The sequence below is a fragment of the Achromobacter sp. B7 genome (assembly GCF_003600685.1).
In the GTDB taxonomy this organism is placed as follows: domain Bacteria; phylum Pseudomonadota; class Gammaproteobacteria; order Burkholderiales; family Burkholderiaceae_B; genus Achromobacter; species Achromobacter spanius_B.
Map to the genome: position 1 here is coordinate 4,337,956 of NZ_CP032084.1, position 16,398 is coordinate 4,354,353.

15 protein-coding genes are annotated in these 16,398 nt (G+C 65.6%); 9 read left to right on the plus strand and 6 right to left on the minus strand.

Annotated elements, in window-relative coordinates; genetic code table 11:
- Positions 1 to 54: 54 nt before the first annotated feature.
- Positions 55 to 879, plus strand: a complete 825-nt coding sequence (locus tag DVB37_RS19510) for a L,D-transpeptidase (RefSeq protein WP_240433939.1) — start codon at positions 55 to 57, stop codon at positions 877 to 879.
- 82 nt (positions 880 to 961) lie between these two features.
- Here the strand turns inward: DVB37_RS19510 and DVB37_RS19515 are convergent, their stop codons facing one another.
- Complete coding sequence (locus DVB37_RS19515; protein WP_120156509.1) at positions 962 to 1,315, minus strand: helix-turn-helix domain-containing protein; 354 nt, start codon at positions 1,313 to 1,315, stop codon at positions 962 to 964.
- A gap of 124 nt (positions 1,316 to 1,439) precedes the next feature.
- Here DVB37_RS19515 and DVB37_RS19520 point away from each other — a divergent pair, with 124 nt between their 5' ends.
- The 4 genes from DVB37_RS19520 to DVB37_RS19535 all read left to right on the plus strand — a co-directional run bounded on the left by DVB37_RS19520 (position 1,440) and on the right by DVB37_RS19535 (position 6,084).
- On the plus strand, positions 1,440 to 2,441 hold the full coding sequence (locus tag DVB37_RS19520; RefSeq protein ID WP_240433940.1) for an NADPH:quinone reductase: 1,002 nt from the start codon (positions 1,440 to 1,442) through the stop codon (positions 2,439 to 2,441).
- 94 nt (positions 2,442 to 2,535) lie between these two features.
- The gene (locus DVB37_RS19525) at positions 2,536 to 3,462 is read left to right on the plus strand and encodes an oxidoreductase (RefSeq protein ID WP_120156511.1); all 927 of its coding nucleotides are present in this window, start codon (positions 2,536 to 2,538) and stop codon (positions 3,460 to 3,462) included.
- A gap of 81 nt (positions 3,463 to 3,543) precedes the next feature.
- Entirely contained in the window at positions 3,544 to 3,720 is a 177-nt protein-coding gene (locus tag DVB37_RS19530; protein ID WP_082134474.1) for a DUF3606 domain-containing protein, read from the plus strand.
- Positions 3,721 to 3,798: 78 nt separating this feature from the next.
- A complete protein-coding gene (locus DVB37_RS19535) occupies positions 3,799 to 6,084 on the plus strand; it encodes a bifunctional diguanylate cyclase/phosphodiesterase (protein ID WP_120156512.1) in 2,286 nt (761 codons plus the stop codon).
- A gap of 74 nt (positions 6,085 to 6,158) precedes the next feature.
- Here the strand turns inward: DVB37_RS19535 and DVB37_RS19540 are convergent, their stop codons facing one another.
- Positions 6,159 to 7,049 carry a LysR family transcriptional regulator gene (locus tag DVB37_RS19540; protein WP_120156513.1) on the minus strand — a complete coding sequence of 297 codons (891 nt, stop codon included), beginning with the start codon at positions 7,047 to 7,049 and terminating at the stop codon, positions 6,159 to 6,161.
- A 263-nt stretch (positions 7,050 to 7,312) separates the two neighbouring features.
- Between DVB37_RS19540 and DVB37_RS19545 the strand changes: the two genes are divergently transcribed.
- The 4 genes from DVB37_RS19545 to DVB37_RS19560 all read left to right on the plus strand — a co-directional run bounded on the left by DVB37_RS19545 (position 7,313) and on the right by DVB37_RS19560 (position 11,742).
- A complete protein-coding gene (locus DVB37_RS19545; protein WP_104144119.1) occupies positions 7,313 to 7,966 on the plus strand; it encodes a hydrolase in 654 nt (217 codons plus the stop codon).
- Between the two features lie 98 nt (positions 7,967 to 8,064).
- Positions 8,065 to 9,075, plus strand: a complete 1,011-nt coding sequence (locus tag DVB37_RS19550; protein WP_120156514.1) for an NAD(P)-dependent oxidoreductase — start codon at positions 8,065 to 8,067, stop codon at positions 9,073 to 9,075.
- Between the two features lie 6 nt (positions 9,076 to 9,081).
- A complete protein-coding gene (locus DVB37_RS19555; protein ID WP_240433941.1) occupies positions 9,082 to 10,425 on the plus strand; it encodes an MFS transporter in 1,344 nt (447 codons plus the stop codon).
- 252 nt (positions 10,426 to 10,677) lie between these two features.
- Positions 10,678 to 11,742 (plus strand): hypothetical protein, encoded by a 1,065-nt coding sequence (locus DVB37_RS19560; protein ID WP_120156515.1) that lies wholly within the window; start codon positions 10,678 to 10,680, stop codon positions 11,740 to 11,742.
- 54 nt (positions 11,743 to 11,796) lie between these two features.
- Here DVB37_RS19560 and DVB37_RS19565 read toward each other — a convergent pair whose 3' ends face one another.
- The 4 genes from DVB37_RS19565 to DVB37_RS19580 form a co-directional block, all read right to left on the minus strand.
- Entirely contained in the window at positions 11,797 to 12,696 is a 900-nt protein-coding gene (locus DVB37_RS19565) for an NAD(P)-dependent oxidoreductase (RefSeq protein ID WP_046804815.1), read from the minus strand.
- Positions 12,697 to 12,728: 32 nt separating this feature from the next.
- A complete protein-coding gene (locus tag DVB37_RS19570; RefSeq protein WP_082134473.1) occupies positions 12,729 to 13,742 on the minus strand; it encodes a tripartite tricarboxylate transporter substrate binding protein in 1,014 nt (337 codons plus the stop codon).
- A gap of 77 nt (positions 13,743 to 13,819) precedes the next feature.
- Positions 13,820 to 15,199 (minus strand): MmgE/PrpD family protein, encoded by a 1,380-nt coding sequence (locus DVB37_RS19575; RefSeq protein WP_052946014.1) that lies wholly within the window; start codon positions 15,197 to 15,199, stop codon positions 13,820 to 13,822.
- Between the two features lie 91 nt (positions 15,200 to 15,290).
- Positions 15,291 to 16,337: a tripartite tricarboxylate transporter substrate binding protein gene (locus DVB37_RS19580; protein WP_120156516.1), complete on the minus strand. Its 1,047-nt coding sequence runs from the start codon at positions 16,335 to 16,337 to the stop codon at positions 15,291 to 15,293.
- Positions 16,338 to 16,398: the final 61 nt, after the last annotated feature.

A 16,398-nucleotide genomic window follows, 5' to 3' on the forward strand; every position in this document is an offset into this window, starting at 1 on the left:
AGTCTGCTACATCCTCAGCGTCGGGCCGCGCGGGCGTGGTTAACCGCGCGCGCAATGATCGTCATGCCCCTCGTTTGCTCCATCCCGGCATTCGCGCAAGTCTCGCCCGACGAGGTGGCACGCGCCTTTCGTCTAGAGGTGTCGCCTGCGCTGCTACTGCCCGACGAAGAGCAGGAGCGCTATGCCAATCTGGCCTTGCGGACACTGCAAACCGCCGGGATCGTCTTGTTGGGTCCCCAATACATCCTCGTGGTGGATCGCCACGTCAAAGTCCAAGCGGCGATGCTCTATTGGATGAGCCCCGGAGCGCCCCCAATTTACGTGGGCGCAAGCCCCGTGTCCACGGGCAGGGTTGGCCAGTTCGACCATTTCGAAACCCCGACAGGGGTATTCGCCCATAACTTGAACAACCCGGATTTCCGTGCGGAAGGGACGAAAAACGCCAACGGCATCCTTGGGTATGGCGCCAAGGGCATGCGGGTCTACGATTTTGGCTGGCAACAAGCCCGCCAGGGCTGGACCAAGCAAGGCGTGAGCGAGATGCGTTTGCAGATGCACGCGACGGACCCCTACACGTTGGAACCCAAGCTGGGCTCGCCGCAGTCAAAAGGGTGCATCCGCATCGCCGCAACGTTCAACCAGCTGATTGACCGACTTGGCCTGCTGGATGCCGACTATGAGCTTGCCGCCGACCTCGTGTCGACGCCTTGGGTGCTGCGGCGTGACCGGACGCCGACCTATGGCGCGGGACGTTACCTTATCGTCGTGGAAACGCTGCGCGATACGCGCCCCGCCTGGTCGTCGACCCCGAGCGCTGTACGACATTTCGGGACAGAGCCATCCCCCCGCGACACGGGTCGCGGCTCCATGCCTCGTTGAGGCGCGGATCTTTCCTGAAATGGTATCGCCCGACCAAAGGAACAGGCTTCCCTTGCGCGCCTGCGCCTGGGGAATATGTACTTCAGGAAGCGGGCGCTTTCCGTTTGCGAGTCTTGTTTTGCAGGTAGTGTTCGCCCCAGGCCTTCATCGCTTCCAACGTCGGAGCCAGTGTGGATCCTAGCGCCGTCAGCGTGTATTCCACGCGTGGAGGCACTTCGGCAAAGACTTCGCGGCTGACGATGCCGCTTGCCTCAAGTTCGCGCAACTGCAACGTCAACGAGCGCTGCGTAACGCCGCCGATCAGCTTTTTCAGCTCCCCGAAACGCTTGGTTCCGCTCAGCAGATAGTGAATGATCAACGGCTTCCATTTCCCCCCCGCGATGTGTACGGTGATTTCCACCGCGCATCGGTATTGATCTAGCTTGCCACGCGCCATGATGCTGCCCTGAGTCGGATAAAGCCTCGATAGTATATTTTTTATCCTTACGTATAAACAATGTGCCTACTTGTAGAAAAGCCACTGGATTTCGATAATGCCGGCTCACGGAAGCATGTCTTCCATGTCCGAGAAAAAATCCATGAAAGCTGCTTTTTACGAACGCCAGGGCCCCGCGCATGAAGTGCTTTGCGTCGCTGAACTTCCCGATCCCCGACCCGGCCCAGGTGAAGTCCGGGTGCGGGTGCATGTGTCGGGGCTGAACCCTACCGATCTCAAAGCCCGAACGGGATTCTCCTCTGCGATGCCGTACCCACGAATCATCCCGCACCAGGACGGCGCGGGCGTCATCGATGCCGTGGGCGATCCGAACGAGGCCGGTCGGGTGGGTCAGCGGGTATGGATCTATGAGGCGCAGTACGGCAGGCCGGCAGGAACGGCGGCCGACTATGTCGTGGTGCCGTCGGCGCAGGCGGTGCCACTGCCGGATAACGCATCTTTCGAGGTCGGGGCGTCACTGGGCATCCCGGCCTTGACGGCCCATCGCTGTCTCTTCGCCGATGGCGACATCCGTGGCAAGAACGTGCTCGTGCAAGGCGGCGCCGGCGTGGTCGGCACCGCCGCCATCCTGCTGGCGAAGTGGGCGGGCGCTTGGGTCGCGGCCACCGTCATGAATGAAGCACAGGCCACCGTCGCTCGCGCGGCGGGCGCGGATCTGGTGTTGGACCGCCTGAATGATGACGTGGCCACGGCAATCAAGGCGCGCACGGGCAACGCGGGCGTGGACCGCATCGTCGACGTCAACGTGAAGGCGAATCTGGACATCGACATGGCATGCCTGGCGCCAGGAGGTGTCATCAGTTCCTACGCGATGTCGCATGCCGACGATGCGCTTGCGTTGCCATTGTTAAGCGCGATGATGCACGGCTGCGTGCTGCGGTTCGTGTTTATCTATACGGTGCCCATGGCGGCGAAAATCCAGGCGATCCGGGACATAAACGCCTGCCTGGCCAGCGGCGACTATGCCCCGCATATCGGGATGAAAGTCGAACTGGATAAAATAGCCGACGCTCACGTCGCGCTTGAATCGGCATCTGTCGTGGGCAAGGTGCTGGTCGCCTTGTGAAGCGTTTGCCAGCCCGGTGTGCCACGCCGCACGGTCTGGCCGCTATCCGTGCGCGCCCCCGCCCTCCACCGTGCTTTTCAAGGAACCCCATTCCATGAGTACCGCAACAGATGCAGCAACCGTCGCCATCGTCGGACCCGGCGCCATCGGCACCACGGTGGCGGCGGCCTTGCACCAGGCCGGCCGTACGCCCTTGCTGTGCGGGCGCACGCCGCGCAGTGAACTGATTCTTGAGGACGGCGAGCGCCGCATCACGGTTCCGGGACCGGTGCGCAACGATCCCGGCCAGATCGATGGCACCGTCGATATCGTTTTTCTTGCCGTCAAGGCAACCCAGACCGAGGCTGCGGCAGGTTGGCTGGCGGCGTTGTGCGGCCCGGACACCGTCGTGTGCGTCTTGCAGAACGGGGTCGAGCAAATGGAGCAGGTCGCCCGGCACGCCCCAAAGTCCCCAGACACCTCGGACTCCCCTGGCGCTCGCATCATTCCCGCCGTGGTGTGGTTTCCCGCGCAGGGGCAGCCGGACGGCTCGGTGCGCTTGCGTGGCGACGCGCGCCTTAGCTTGCCGGACACGCAGGCGGCGCACGTGGTGGCCGAGGCGCTGCGCGGCACGCTGTGCGCGGTGGACGTCACCGCCAACTTCCAGACGCTGGCCTGGCGCAAGCTGTTGCAGAACGCGGTGGCGGGCTTGATGGCGCTTACCCACCGCCGCGCCGGCATGTTTGCGCGGCCCGACATCGCCACGCTTGCCATCGCTTATCTACAGGAATGCCTGGCCGTGGCCCGCGCAGAAGGCGCGCAGCTGGGCGACGAGACCCCAGAAGAGATTCTTGCAAAGTTCCAGGCCGCTCCGGCCGACATGGGCACGTCCATTCTGGCGGACCGCCAGGCGGGCCGGCCGCTGGAATGGGATATCCGCAACGGCGTCATCGCGCGCCGCGCCCGCGCGCATGGCATTGCCACGCCAATCAGCGACATCGTGGTGCCGCTGCTGGCCGCCGCCAGCGACGGACCGGGCTGACCTCCGGCAAGCCCCGGCCGCAAGCTGCGCATCGGGAACGCGGCTTGCTGGATAGGTGTTTCTTCCAACAGAGGAGACATCATGGCCGACGACCTGAAGGATCGAGGACCCCAAGACCGGTCCCGCATCAATGTGAACGAAGCCCACGAACTGCGCTACTGGACGCAGGCGCTTGGGGTCACCGAAGCGCAGCTGCGCGAGGCGGTGCAAGCGGTGGGCGCATCAGCCGCCGCGGTTCGCAAGCATCTGGGTAAATGAAGTCAGGGCCGGCGCGTCAGTGCCGGCCCTTTTCTATTTCTTGTTGACGAGGCGCCAGCCCTTCCCGGAGACACGGGCATGAAAACAAGCGTCGAGCGACTTCCGCAATTTGCCGGGGGGCTTCTTGTCCTGCTGCTGGCGGCCTTCGGGCTGTTCCTGGCGGCCATGGTGTTTTCCCTGCATCTTTCAGTGGAAAAAAGCGACGACATGTCGGCCGAACGGCAACGCCGCGAGCTGGCCCAGGCCGTCAGCAATGTGCTGGACGACGTGTCGCAGGCACAAGAAGGGGTGGCGCTGTGGGACATGCTGCTGGATGAACTTGCCAAGCCCAAGCCCGACCAGGCCTGGCTGGACGAGAACGTGGGCACCTTGCTGCACCGGCTGTTCAACCAGGACGTTATTTTCATCCTGGGTCCGGACGATGCCCCCGTCTACGCCAGCGTGAACGGCCAGGCGGCCTCGCCGTCGATGTACCTGTCGTACCAGGCCGCCATCAAAAGATTCGTCGACTTGGCGCGCGGTCGCATCAGCCGGCCCAACAACGACCATGAACGCTTGCCAGGCCAGGCGCCGGCTACCGAGGCCACTTTGCGCACGACCCCGTCCGCCGTGCACGCCACGGATCTTGCCATCGTGCAGGATCGGCCCGCCGTCGTCAGCGCCATGCATATCGACCACTTTCAGATGCGGCCCGCCACGCCGGGAGCCGCTCCGCACAATCTGCTCGTCAGTGTCCGGTATATCGATGGTGATTTTCTGTATGCGTTTTCGCGCGGCAATCTGGTTGAAGGGCTGCACTACCATCCTGAACGCGTCCACCACGACGATGACGGGGAACGCGAGCTGGCGTTGACCTCATCGGACGGCGCGCCTATCGGATATCTGATGTGGCGGCCCGACCTTCCCGGCTCGGAGTTATGGCGGGCGATGCTGCCCGCCTTCGTCTCCATGATCGGTGGCGCCCTGGTCATTGTGGCGTTCCTGGCGCTGCGCACGTACCGTTTATTGCGCGACCAGCAATCGCATCTGAGCGCGCTGCGCGCGGCGCACGTAGAGCTGAAAGCCAGCGAAGCGCATGCCCAGCACCTGGCCTTTCATGACGTGCTGACCGGGCTTGCCAACCGTGCCTACTTCGCCACCTTTGTGGACCAGGCGCTGGTGCGCCGACAACCCGATTCCAGCTGTGCGGTGCTGCTGCTGGACCTGGATCACTTCAAGCAGGTCAACGACACCTGGGGGCACGCCGCCGGCGACGCGCTGATCCAGGAATTCGCGCGACGCGTCAAAGCCATCCTGGGGCCGGACGATGTGATTGCACGCCTGGGAGGAGACGAGTTCGCGGTGCTTGCGCAGAACACCTCCGAAGCGTCTGCCAACGCGTTGACCCGGCGCATCCTGGCCGAAGTGCGCGCCCCGTTCGAGCTGCTGGGCGGGCGCGCTTTTGTCGGCGCCAGCATCGGCATTGCCATGGCGCCCCGCGATGCAACGACGCGCAGTGAATTGATGCGCAAAGCCGATATCGCTCTGTACCGCGCCAAAGAATCGGGCAGAAATCAGTATTGCTTCTTCGAACCGGAAATGGACGAGACGCTGAAGGCCAAGGCGTTGATGGAAGCGGACCTGCGCGCCGCGCTGGCGGACGGCGGCCAGCTAAGCGTGTATTTCCAGCCGCAGATCGACAGCAGCACGCATCAGCTGGTGGGCGTCGAGGCGCTGATCCGTTGGCATCACCCGACCCAAGGCGCGGTGCCCCCACAGATTTTCGTGGCGGTTGCCGAGTCGACCGGGCTGATCGTGGAACTGGGCGATTGGGTGCTGCGCGAAGCGTGCCGCGCCGCGTTGCAATGGCCGGGACTGTCCATCGCAGTGAACCTTTCCCCGGTGCAGTTTCGCAGCACCGGTTTCGCCGCCCGCGTCATCGACCTGGTGACTTCGGCGGGCGTCAGCCCGACGCAGATCGAACTGGAGGTCACCGAAGGCGTGTTCATCGAGGACGACGGGCGCGTGCAAAACGCCATCGCACAGTTGCGCGCGGTAGGGTTCCGGATCGCGCTGGACGACTTTGGCACCGGTTATTCCAGCCTGAGCTATTTGCAGAAATTCGCCGTGGACAAAATCAAGATCGATCGCAGCTTTGTGGCCAATATCGGCGAAGGCGCGGATTCCACCGCCATCGTCAATGCCGTCGTGACGCTGGGCCGCTCGATGGGGCTGACGGTCAACGCCGAAGGCGTCGAGACGGCGGCGCAACGCGATTTTCTACGCGCTGCCGGCTGCGACGAGCTGCAAGGCTTTCTGTTTTCGAAAGCAGTGCCGGCGGAAGAAATTACGCAGCATTTGCAAATGGCACGCGCGGCGGACTGAACGTTGGGCGAACGGGCGAACGCGCCCGGGGGCCAGCGGGCCAGCGGGCCTCCGGGCCGCCTGGCCGCTTACGCCTAAACCGTGCCCGCAAAATGTGGCGAGCTGCCAAAGTGTTCGATCAGCAATTCCGTCAAAACGCGGATCTTGCGTGCGGGATGCTGACCGGGCGGCCGGATCACGTAGGCGCCCGCGGGCGGCGGCGGGTAGCGGGGCATGATGGGCACCAGCGCGCCCGCCACCACGTAGTCATGCGTCAGGCAATCGGGCAGGTACGCCAGGCCCAGGCCGGCCGCGGCCGCCGTAACCAGGGCCGCGCCGTTGTCGGCCTTGAAGCGCCCTTGCGGACGCACCGTGATGATCTTGTCGCCGTCCATGAATTGCCACGCCTCGGTGCCCTGCATCAGCGCTTGATGGGCAGCGAGTTCGGCAGGCGTTTCCGGCGCGCCATGCGTCTTGATGTAGTCGGGGCTGGCAAGCAGCTTGCCCAGGATGGGGCCGACGCGTCTGGCGACCAGGTTGGAGTCTTGCAGATAACCGACGCGGATGGCGCAGTCGTAGCCTTCGGCGATAAGGTCGACAAAGCGGTCGCTGTAGCAGGTCTGCACGTGCAGCTTGGGATGGCGCCGCGCCATTTCCGCGACCACCGGCGCAAAGTGCGTCAGGCCGAACGACACGGGCACGGCCACGCGCAGGCGGCCGCGCAGCTCGCCGGCGGGCACGATGGTTTCGCGCGCCAGGTCTATTTCGGCGCAGGCGCGGGCCGCATGGTCACGGAAGGTGGCGCCCGCTTCCGTCAGCGCCGCGCCGCGTGTCGAGCGTGCCAGCAACTGCACGCCAAGCTCTTCTTCCAGGCGCAGCAGGCGACGGCTGACGATGGACTTGGACACGCCCATCCGAAGCGCGGCCGGCGACACGCCGCCCGCGTCGGCCACCTCGATAAAAGTCTGTAGCTCTTCGATATCCACTTGGCGTTGCCCCCGTTTTGCGACGCAGTTCGCCGCAGGATAGCACTACGCAATCCGGCACCAACAGCCCCAACTGCCGCGATGGAAGACGCCGCGCGGCGGTGTTCCGCAACGCGCGACACAGCTCATCGCGCAACGTCACTACCGCATCCCGGGCCACAAAAACATAATGCCCATTCCGGGGACGGCGCTACCCGCGTCCGCCACCCGGCACTGCATGTTGCAGAGCACCCCCTCCAACCACAGCAAGCCAGGGATCACCAATGAAATTTCGTAATGGCCTCGATTCGCTACTCCGTCCTGAAGACTCGTTATTGGTTCTGATCGACCATCAGCCCTACCAGCTGACCAACCTGAACAGCCACGACCCGCACATGGTGGTCAACAATTCGACGGCGTTGGCGAAGGCCGCCAAGGCGTTCAACGTGCCCACCATCCTGACCAGCGTGATTGCTGACCGGGGCGGCCGCATCTTTTCGCAGATCACCGATGTGTTCCCCGGGCAAGAGGTCATCGACCGCACGCTCATCAACACGTGGGAAGACAAGAAGGTCGTCGAAGCGGCCAAGGCCACGGGCCGCAAGCAGCTGATCATTGCCGGCTTGTGGACCGAGGTCTGCGTGGCGATGCCGGCGATCCAGGCGGCGGGCGAAGGCTGGGATGTGACGGTGGTGACCGACGCGTCCGGCGGCGTGTCGGTCGAAGCGCACGAAGTGGCGCTTCAGCGCATGGCGGCGGCCGGCGTCAACTTGATGACGTGGCTGGCGGTGGCCGCCGAATGGCAGCGCGACTGGGCGCGCCTGGGCACCGCCGAAGCGCTGACCAATGTGCTGGTCCAGCACGCGGCCGGCAGCGGCATCGCATACCTGTGGGAACAGCAGTTGCTGAATACGCCCGCGCCCGCCACCGCAAGCTGATCGCGGCGGCGCCCCGAACCGGCGCCGGGAAGGCGCAAGTTGCCCTGCCTGGCGCCGGGGCCATTCCGGCCCGGGGCAAGGTGCCGAGGAACGCTGATATGACGACAAACGCTGTCTTGCTGATGGGAGGCACCGGTTCCATCGGCCGCTTGAGCGCCCGCGCTTTGCGGGCCGTTTACCCCGATGTCCCGTTGCTGATCGGCGGGCGCGATGCGGCAAAAAGTGCCGACGCGGCGGCCGAGCTGGGCAACGCCGAAGGCGTGGTGATTGACCCGCGCGCCAACGACCTGGGGCTGGGCGAGCGGCCGGTAGCGGCCGTGGCCGTGTTTTACGCCGATGATCGATTGGCCGGCCTGCGCTTTGCGCAGCGTCGCGGTGCGCCCCACCTGGGAATTTCTTCCGGTGTCTATGAAATTGCGCCCGAAGTTGCTGCGTACATGCAGTCGCCCGGCACCTGTGCCATCGTGCTGGGCTATGAATGGCTGGTGGGCGCCACCACCATCGCCACGTTCGATTGCGCGCGCGCCTTTGCGCAGTTGCACGACATCAAGATCGGCGCCCTTGTCGACGATCAGGACGGCGGCGGCCCTGCCGTGGCCGAGGATTTCGAGCGCCTGAACCGCATGATGCCGGCCGCCTTGACGCTGCGTGATGGCCGCTACGTCTGGCGTGGCAAAGAAGACGCCCGGGCCGAGTTTCGCGCCATCGACGGCACGGTGATGCAAGCCCACGGCTTCTCGTCCATCGATGTGGCGGGTCTGGCCACGGCAACCGGGGCGCCCAACGTGCAGTTCGATATCGCAACCGGCGTCAGTTCATCGCGGCGGCGCGGTGAACCGAAATCGACCGAGATCATCATTGAGCTCGCGGGCAAAGGCCATGACGGCCGTGCGCTACGGACCCGTCATGCGGTGTTCCACCCGCGCGGCGCGGCCCATTTGACGGCGCTGGGCGTCAGCATGATTCTTGAGCGGCTGGCCGGCCTGGACGGCAAACCGCCCACGCCGCCGGGGCTGCTCTTTCCCTTTCAGCTGGTCGATCACGGTACCTACCTGTCGCGCCTGCGGGCCGAGGGCGGCAGCATCGTCGCGCTTGACCCCGTGCAGTAGGGTCCGGTGACAACCGCGTCAAATCCGGGCGTCGACGACATGGCCATCAACACCAGCCGCTATCTGGGCATCACGGGCTTTGCCCTGATCGCCGCCTGCTACGGTTTCGCGCGGTTTGCCTTCGGGCTCTTCCTGCCTCGGATCGACGCGGAACTTAGCCTGTCTTCAACCCTGAGCGGCTTGATGTCGGGCGCGGCATTTCTGACTTACTGCGTGGCAGTCATCCTGTCGGCCTGGCTGACCGAACGCCTGGGCCCCCGCTTTGTCGCCATCGGCGCGGCCCTGATTGCGGCGGCGGGCATGGCGGGTATCGCGGCGGCGCCCACGGCGCCTTGGCTGGCGGGCGCCGTCATGCTGGCCGGATCCAGCACGGGTTTGGTATCGCCCGCGCTGGCGGCGGCGGTTGCGGCGGGCGTTCCGCCTGGCCGCCAGAACGCCACTAACGCATTCATCAACGCGGGCACCGGCGCGGGCGTGGCCTTGTCCGGCCCCGTCGCGCTGATAATGGGCGAGCAGTGGCGCGTGGCCTTCGCGGGCTTTGCCGCCGTGGCTTTCGGGTTGGCGTTTGCCGTGGCGTTCATCCTGCCCCGGCGCACGCCGGGCGCAACCGCCGGCGCTACTGCCGGCGCTACTGCTGTTGGCGCTACTGCCACTGGCGCTAGCACCACCGGCGTCACCACCACCGGCGTCACCACCACCGGCGCTACCACCACCGGCGCTGCTACCACCGGCGCTACCACCACCGGCAACGGCATCCCGATGTTAAGTGGCGCCCTGCGGCGCTTGATCGCGGCGGCCTTCCTGACGGGCGCGGCCAGCACCGCGATCTGGTCTTTCGGAGGGCAGTTGGTCGGCCTGCGCTTGAACTGGAGCAGCACCGGCGCGGGCCTGCTGTGGACCGCCATCGGCGCTGCCGGGATCGTGGGCGCGGGCGCGGGGCACTGGATCGCACGGTTCGGCATTGACCGCGTGCACCGAGTGTTCCTGACGGCCATGGCCGCAAGCGTGCTGCTGGTCGGCATCGACGGCACGTCCGCGCCCTTGGCGCTGTTGGGCGGCGCGCTGTTCGGCGTGGCCTACATCACGATCACCGGCGTCTATCTGCTATGGGGCGTGTCGGCCCTGCCCCAGCGCCCCGCCACCGGCGTGATGATTGCGTTTCTGGCGCTGGCCATCGGTCAGACGGCGGGCGCGGCGATCTTCGGGCTGCTGATGGACCGTTTCACGGCCAATCACGCCGTTATCCTGTTTGCCGCCCTTGCCTTGACGGCGGGAATCGTACGGGCCGAGACCGCCGACAATGCCCAGCGCCGCCGGTTTCCAGCGTGCAAGAAACAGTCGCAACAATAATTTACGAACGCGCCCGACGCGGTTCTACGACCTGGCTTGACGCCGCCACCGCCGCCGACGGGTCACAAGCCGCGTCCGCCGTGGGTCCGCACGGTAACGATGCCACCCCGGCCACGCTTGCCGACCGCGTCGCCCCTTGCGTGCGCGGACGCGCGCCATGTTTCAGCGGCCACCCAACGCTTGCAGCGTTTATCCAAGCCAGTAGGATGCGCGGTCATTGAACCGACCCAGCCCCTCCAAGGACCGCCCCCCATGACGCCGCCGCGACCGCGAGTTGCCCTTTCCGCCCTGACGCTGACCTTGACCCTGGCCCTGCCGCTTGCCTTGTCCGGGTGCATCACCCTGCCGGATTCAAAGGGCGAAGGCACGATGGACGACCCGCGCTACGCGCAGTTGCTGGACCTGATTGACGAAGCGCTCAAGGCGGACATGGCGGTGGTGCTGGTGGCCGACGTGATGCCGCACGCCACGCTCAAGGATGCAATGTCCATGACGAAGTGGACCGGTAACACGGTCTGGATGCACGAGCAACAGCCGAAGATCACCTTCGGCCGCAAGTTTCAGAACAACTCGCTGCAACGTGACGAGAAGGCCACCTATCTGTTCAAGGCGTTTGAAGTGCACATCCTGCCGCCCGGCAAATACCTGCTGACCGGTGGCGACGACTACAAGCTGAACGCCTTGCTGGACCAGGTGGGCGCGCGTAGCGGCCCGGTGGGCTCGGGCCGAGGCGCCAACGGCACCGCGTATCTGTCGCCGGAGCTCTACCGCGAGTTCTATAAAGAGACCAACTGGCATGAGGGCACCACGGGCTCGCAGCTCAAGACCCGCACCGTCTGCACGGCGGTGCATCGGGGCACGGGCGCCTGCGTCGCCTGGGGCGAAGAGCAGTACACCGAAACCACGCAAGGCTCGCGCGCCGGCTATTACGAAGAGACGGCCTGGCGCGACATCCCGGCGATCAAGGTGCAATCGCGCGTGCCGCCGAAGCTGGCGCTGGCCAGCTTTACGCTCAAGGGCGGCCAGTTCGTGCTGAGCCAGCGCATGCACATGAAGACGCCCAGCTACCAGTACAAGCAATCGGCCTGCCGCGCGGTCGACCCCAAGATGATCGAATGCCCGCTGGAAGACTTCACCGTCTACACGCGCCCCGCACCGATGGACTTCGCGCAAAAGCTCATCGCGCAGCGCACCAACGTCAGCGATGCGCACCGGCAACTGCTGTCCACCTTGCAGCCGATGCAGATCACGCCGCTGGGCAAGCAAGGCATGGAAGACCCGGTGTGGGGCGTGCCGGTGTCGATGAAGGGGCGATAAGGCGGGAGGCCAAGTGCCATCGGCGTCATGCAGCCCTGTCCGCCCTTCCCGCTCTTAACCCCTGGCGCGGATTTTCACGCCTGCCCAATCTTCAACCATCCGCGCCACGTCGGCGTAGTCGGCGTCCCGGCCATGGATAGCGGTCGTCATCACCAGCATCTCGCGCACTGACGAGCCCACGACCATGGGCACGCCATGACGCTCGGCTTCTTCCAGGCACAGGCGCACATCCTTGTGGGCAAGGCGCGCAGCGAAGCCCACGTTGAAGGTGCCGGTCAGCACCGCACGGGGAAACTTTTCCAGGGTGGCCGAATTGCGGCCGGACCCGGCGTTGATGACGTCCAGCATCACGCTGGGGTCCAGCCCGGCCTTGACGCCCAGCGCCATCGCCTCCGACGTAATGGCCACGGCGGTGGCGGACAGCAGGTTGTTGGCCAGCTTCATGACTTGGGCCTGGCCGGCTTCGGCGCCCAGATAAAAGGTCTTGCCGAAGTGGCTCAGCACCTCGCCCAAAGCGTCGTAGCGCGACGGGGGGCAAGCCACCATGATGGCCAGCGTGCCGCGTTCCGCGCCGGTGGGTCCGCCGCTGATCGGCGCATCCACGTAGTCGATGCCCTGGGCTGCCAGCGTGTCGTAGGCGCGCCGCGCCGCCACTGGGCCGACGGTCGATAGATCCACCACGCATTTGGCGCGCGACGCGGCGGCCAGCCCGCGCTCACCGCCCAATACCTCGTCTACCACCTTGCCATCGGGCAGGCTCAAGAACACCACATCGGCCGCATCCCCAACGGCGCGCGGGGTGTCGTGCCCCTCGGCGCCCAGCGCTTCCAGTTGCTGGCGCACGGCTGAATCGGTATCAGCAACGTGCAGCGTATGGCCGGCCTGGATCAAGCGTCTGGCCAGCGGGTTGCCCATATTGCCCAATCCGATGAATCCGTAAATTGTCTTGCTCATTTTTGTTCCTTGGGCGCGATGCCGGCGGCGCATCAGCGCGGTTGCAGGCCAATTTGTGTGGCCAGTTCGGAAAACTGCTGTTGGTCTTGTTGCAGGACACGCGCGAAGGCGGCGGGGCTGCGCTCTTGTGCTGACGGAACGCGCGCCGCCAAGCTGTCGATGCGCGCCTTGAAGTCAGGCGACTGAACCGCTTGGCTCAGGACCCGCGCCAAGTTGTCCACCACGGCGTCGGGCGTGCCACGCGGCGCCACCAGGCCATTCCAGATCTGCATATCGAACTGCGCAACCCCACCCTCGGCGAAGGTGGGCACGTCGGGCATCTGCGGCAGGCGCTGGGGCGATGCCACCGCGATGGCCTTGATCTGCCCGGCTTTATGAAGGGGCAGCATCGTGACGGTCTGGTCCAGCACCGACTGTATGGTCCCGCCCATCAGGTCGGTGATGGCGGGGCCCGACCCGCGATACTGGACCAGTTGCGCTTGGACGCCGGCCATGCGCAGGAACATCGCTTCGGCCAAATGCGCGGTGGTGCCCGGTCCGCCTGAGCCAAAGTTCATCTTGAGTTCGCCGCTGCGCATGCCCGCCAGCATCGACGGCAGGTCCTTGATGCCGCTTTGATTGCTGACGCTAAGCACCATAGGCACGTTGGCAACAGTGCCGACGGCCTTCGTGTCCTGCACGATGTCCAGGCCCGCCTTGGGGTATAGCAAGGGAATCAGCACCATGGATTGATTGCTGAACATCAGGGTGTAGCCATCCGGCGCCGAACGCGCCAGACGCTGAAATGCCAGCAGGCCTCCCGCGCCCGTGACGTTTTCGACCACAAAAGTGGTCTTGGTGGCCTTGCCCAGTTCGGTGGCAACCAGCCGCGCCAGCGCGTCCACGCTGCCGCCGGGCGCAACGCCAACCATGATGGTGACGGGCTTGGATGGGAAGGCGTCCTCGGCTTTGGCGGTCTGGGCGAGGCTTGGGCCCGGGCCCAGCACCAGGCCAAGACCAAGCCAGAGTGCCGCGCCCGGCAAGCGGGATGCGATGCGTCGCTTCATGTCGTCTCCTTCGTTCAGCGGCGATGCGGTGTCACGCCGCGTTATCGATCTGCGATATGCGCTATGCGATATGCGCCTCAGCGCCGGCGCAACAGCTCCACCAGCGTGCCGACGCCGCCCGCTTTGTCCAGATCCAAGATGGCTTGCAAGCAGCCGTCGGTGGCGCTGGGCGGCAGCCCGCCCAGCGGGAACAGGTGCAGGAATTTGTCGCGCACGTCTTGCCAGTCGATGCCGCGCGCGCCGGAGCCTCGGGGGGCACGGCACGTCGCGCGATGCACGGCGCCGTCGCGCAGGATGATCGATACCGTGCCGCCGTGGCGGTGGGGAAAGCGGTCGGGTAGCGGCGGCGGGTCGGGATCGAATTCGACTTTGTCCTGCAAGGCCGAAATGACGGGGTCCGCCATTTTGGTCTCGTCCATGTGGGCCCAGGCAAAGCCATCGTCGGCGATGGCGGCGGCCACGAAGTACGGCAGGCTGTGCGCCGCATCGACCAGATTGCGGGGGTGTGGCTCGCCTTTGAAGTTCGTCCATTGCACGGCGGCCGACACAACGATGCGATCGATGTCGGCGGGCCGGACGGTGCCGGCGCGCGCGGCCTCGGCCGCCGCCTCGGCGCATGCGTGAAAGGGGTGTGCGCCGGGCATCAGCTTGATGGCCAAGTCGGTGACGATGTCCCACGATTCGCCCCAATCGCACACGATGTCCTCGCGCGCCTGCCCGCCCAGTGCATCAAGAAACCCGCGCGGCGCTTCGAAGATTCCCAGCTCACCCTCAAACCCGCGCTGCGCCGCGAGCGCGGCGCGTATGCCTGCGCCAGCGGCCTGGCCGGCGTGATATTCCCGCGCGCAACTGGTGTCGGCCGCAATGGCCATGCCGCTGGCTGACGTTGCCGACAGCGCCATGGCGTGCGCCAGCTGCAAGGCGTCAAGGCGCAGCAACAAGCCCGCGGCGACGCAGGCGCCGAACACGGTTGACCATGATCCGTGAAAGCCGCGTTGCATGCGGCCCGGGGTCAAGGATTCGTCGATGCGTCCGGCCACTTCGTAGCCCAGCACCATGGCAGCCAGCACATCGCGACCGCTCGCGCCCTGCTGTTGGCCCACCGCCAGCGCCACGCTGGACACGATGGTGCCGATGTGGGCAATGCTGCGCATGTCGCTGTCGTCCGATGCGGCTGCGTCGCTGGCCACGGCGTTGGCGCGCGCGGCTGCTGCCAGCGGCAAGCGCCGGCCGTCGAACCACAGGCTGGCGGCGGGCGTGCCGCCATTGGCCAGTTCGATGTCGCGAATGATACGGGCCGATGCAATGTCATAGCCCATCGCGGCGCTGGCCAAGGTGCTGGCCAGGCTCATCTTGGCGTGTTCAAGCGCCAGGGCGGGCAGCGCGTCGGCGGGCGTGGACATGACAAGGTCCGCCAACTGACGCGCCAGCGGGCGCGCCTTGGAAGAAGATTGCACAGTGGTTTCCTTGAAGAGTGCGTGACGGCGGGAGTTACCGCGCGGCCGTTGCTGCGTGAGCCGTTGCCGCGCGAGCGTTACTGCACGCCACTCACTGAGCGGCCGTTCCCAGTTCCTTCAGAACGGGAACCCATTTGGCAAGATCCTGGCGCACCAGGGCCTCGAAAGCGGCCGGTTTGGGCAACGGCGTGTCGGGCAAGGTAAAGCCCTGTCCGATCAGCTTGTCACGCAGTGCGGGCTGGCTCATGACCTTGTCCAGCGCGGCATGCAGGCGCGTTGACACGTTGGCCGGCAAGCCAGCCGGACCGACCAGGCCCCACCACAGCGTGACCGAGTAGTTCGTCAGGCCGCTTTCCTGCATCGTAGGCACGTCAGGCAGCAGCGTGGAGCGCTTGGGCCCGGTGACGGCCAGCGCCCGCAGCTTGCCGCCGCGCACCAGCCCGATAGCGGCCGGCAGGTTGTACAGGCCCATGTCCACGTCGCCGCTGATGATGGCGCCCAAGCCTTGGGGCGCGCCGGTGTATGGCACGTGCAGCAGCGGCTTGTTCAGCATTTGCGCCACGCTGGCGCCGGCGATGTGGTGGCTGGTGCCCACACCGCTTGAGGAATAGCGGAAGGTTTCCGCGGGCTTGGCCTTGATGGCGGCCAGCAGCGACGGGGCATCCTGGTACGGCGATTTTGTGTCAACCACCAGCAGGTTCTGCACGTCGGCAATTTCGCTGATGAAAGTGAAATCCTTGATGGAGTCGTAGCCGGGCGATTTATAGAGCACCTGGTTGTTGACGAAGGTGCCTTGCGCGGCGATGCCTAACGTGTAGCCATCCGGCTTGGCGCGGGCAATGTCAACCGTGCCAATGGTGCCCCCGGCGCCGCCCTTGTTATCTACCACCAACGGTTGACCCAGCTCGTCGGACAAGGCGGATGCGACGACGCGCGACAGCGTATCGGCCGCGCTGCCCGCCGCGAAAGGCACGATCAGGCGGATGGATCGTTCGGGGTAAGCCGCCTGCGCGCCGGCGGCCCACGATGCCGTACCGAAAGTCACCGCCCACGCCACACCGCCCATCACGCCCAATGCCGCGCAAAACCGGGGCAGCGGCGCCATGACGCTAGCGCGCCGTCGAATAAATCCGTGCATGCTTGTCTCCTCCTTGTGGCGCCGCACTGCATGCGAACGCTTGATTTAGTTTTATCAATCA

Bases quoted from the DNA above. Each gene is read 5' to 3' on its own strand.
- DVB37_RS19545 (WP_104144119.1), top strand. From the start codon at position 7,313: ATGAAATTTCGTAATGGCCTCGATTCGCTACTCCGTCCTGAAGACTCG.
- DVB37_RS19535 (WP_120156512.1), top strand. From the start codon at position 3,799: ATGAAAACAAGCGTCGAGCGACTTCCGCAATTTGCCGGGGGGCTTCTT.
- DVB37_RS19580 (WP_120156516.1), bottom strand. From the start codon at position 16,337: ATGCACGGATTTATTCGACGGCGCGCTAGCGTCATGGCGCCGCTGCCC.
- DVB37_RS19560 (WP_120156515.1), top strand. From the start codon at position 10,678: ATGACGCCGCCGCGACCGCGAGTTGCCCTTTCCGCCCTGACGCTGACC.
- DVB37_RS19565 (WP_046804815.1), bottom strand. From the start codon at position 12,696: ATGAGCAAGACAATTTACGGATTCATCGGATTGGGCAATATGGGCAAC.
- DVB37_RS19525 (WP_120156511.1), top strand. From the start codon at position 2,536: ATGAGTACCGCAACAGATGCAGCAACCGTCGCCATCGTCGGACCCGGC.
- DVB37_RS19570 (WP_082134473.1), bottom strand. From the start codon at position 13,742: ATGAAGCGACGCATCGCATCCCGCTTGCCGGGCGCGGCACTCTGGCTT.
- DVB37_RS19520 (WP_240433940.1), top strand. From the start codon at position 1,440: ATGTCCGAGAAAAAATCCATGAAAGCTGCTTTTTACGAACGCCAGGGC.
- DVB37_RS19510 (WP_240433939.1), top strand. From the start codon at position 55: ATGATCGTCATGCCCCTCGTTTGCTCCATCCCGGCATTCGCGCAAGTC.
- DVB37_RS19550 (WP_120156514.1), top strand. From the start codon at position 8,065: ATGACGACAAACGCTGTCTTGCTGATGGGAGGCACCGGTTCCATCGGC.
- DVB37_RS19515 (WP_120156509.1), bottom strand. From the start codon at position 1,315: ATGGCGCGTGGCAAGCTAGATCAATACCGATGCGCGGTGGAAATCACC.
- DVB37_RS19530 (WP_082134474.1), top strand. From the start codon at position 3,544: ATGGCCGACGACCTGAAGGATCGAGGACCCCAAGACCGGTCCCGCATC.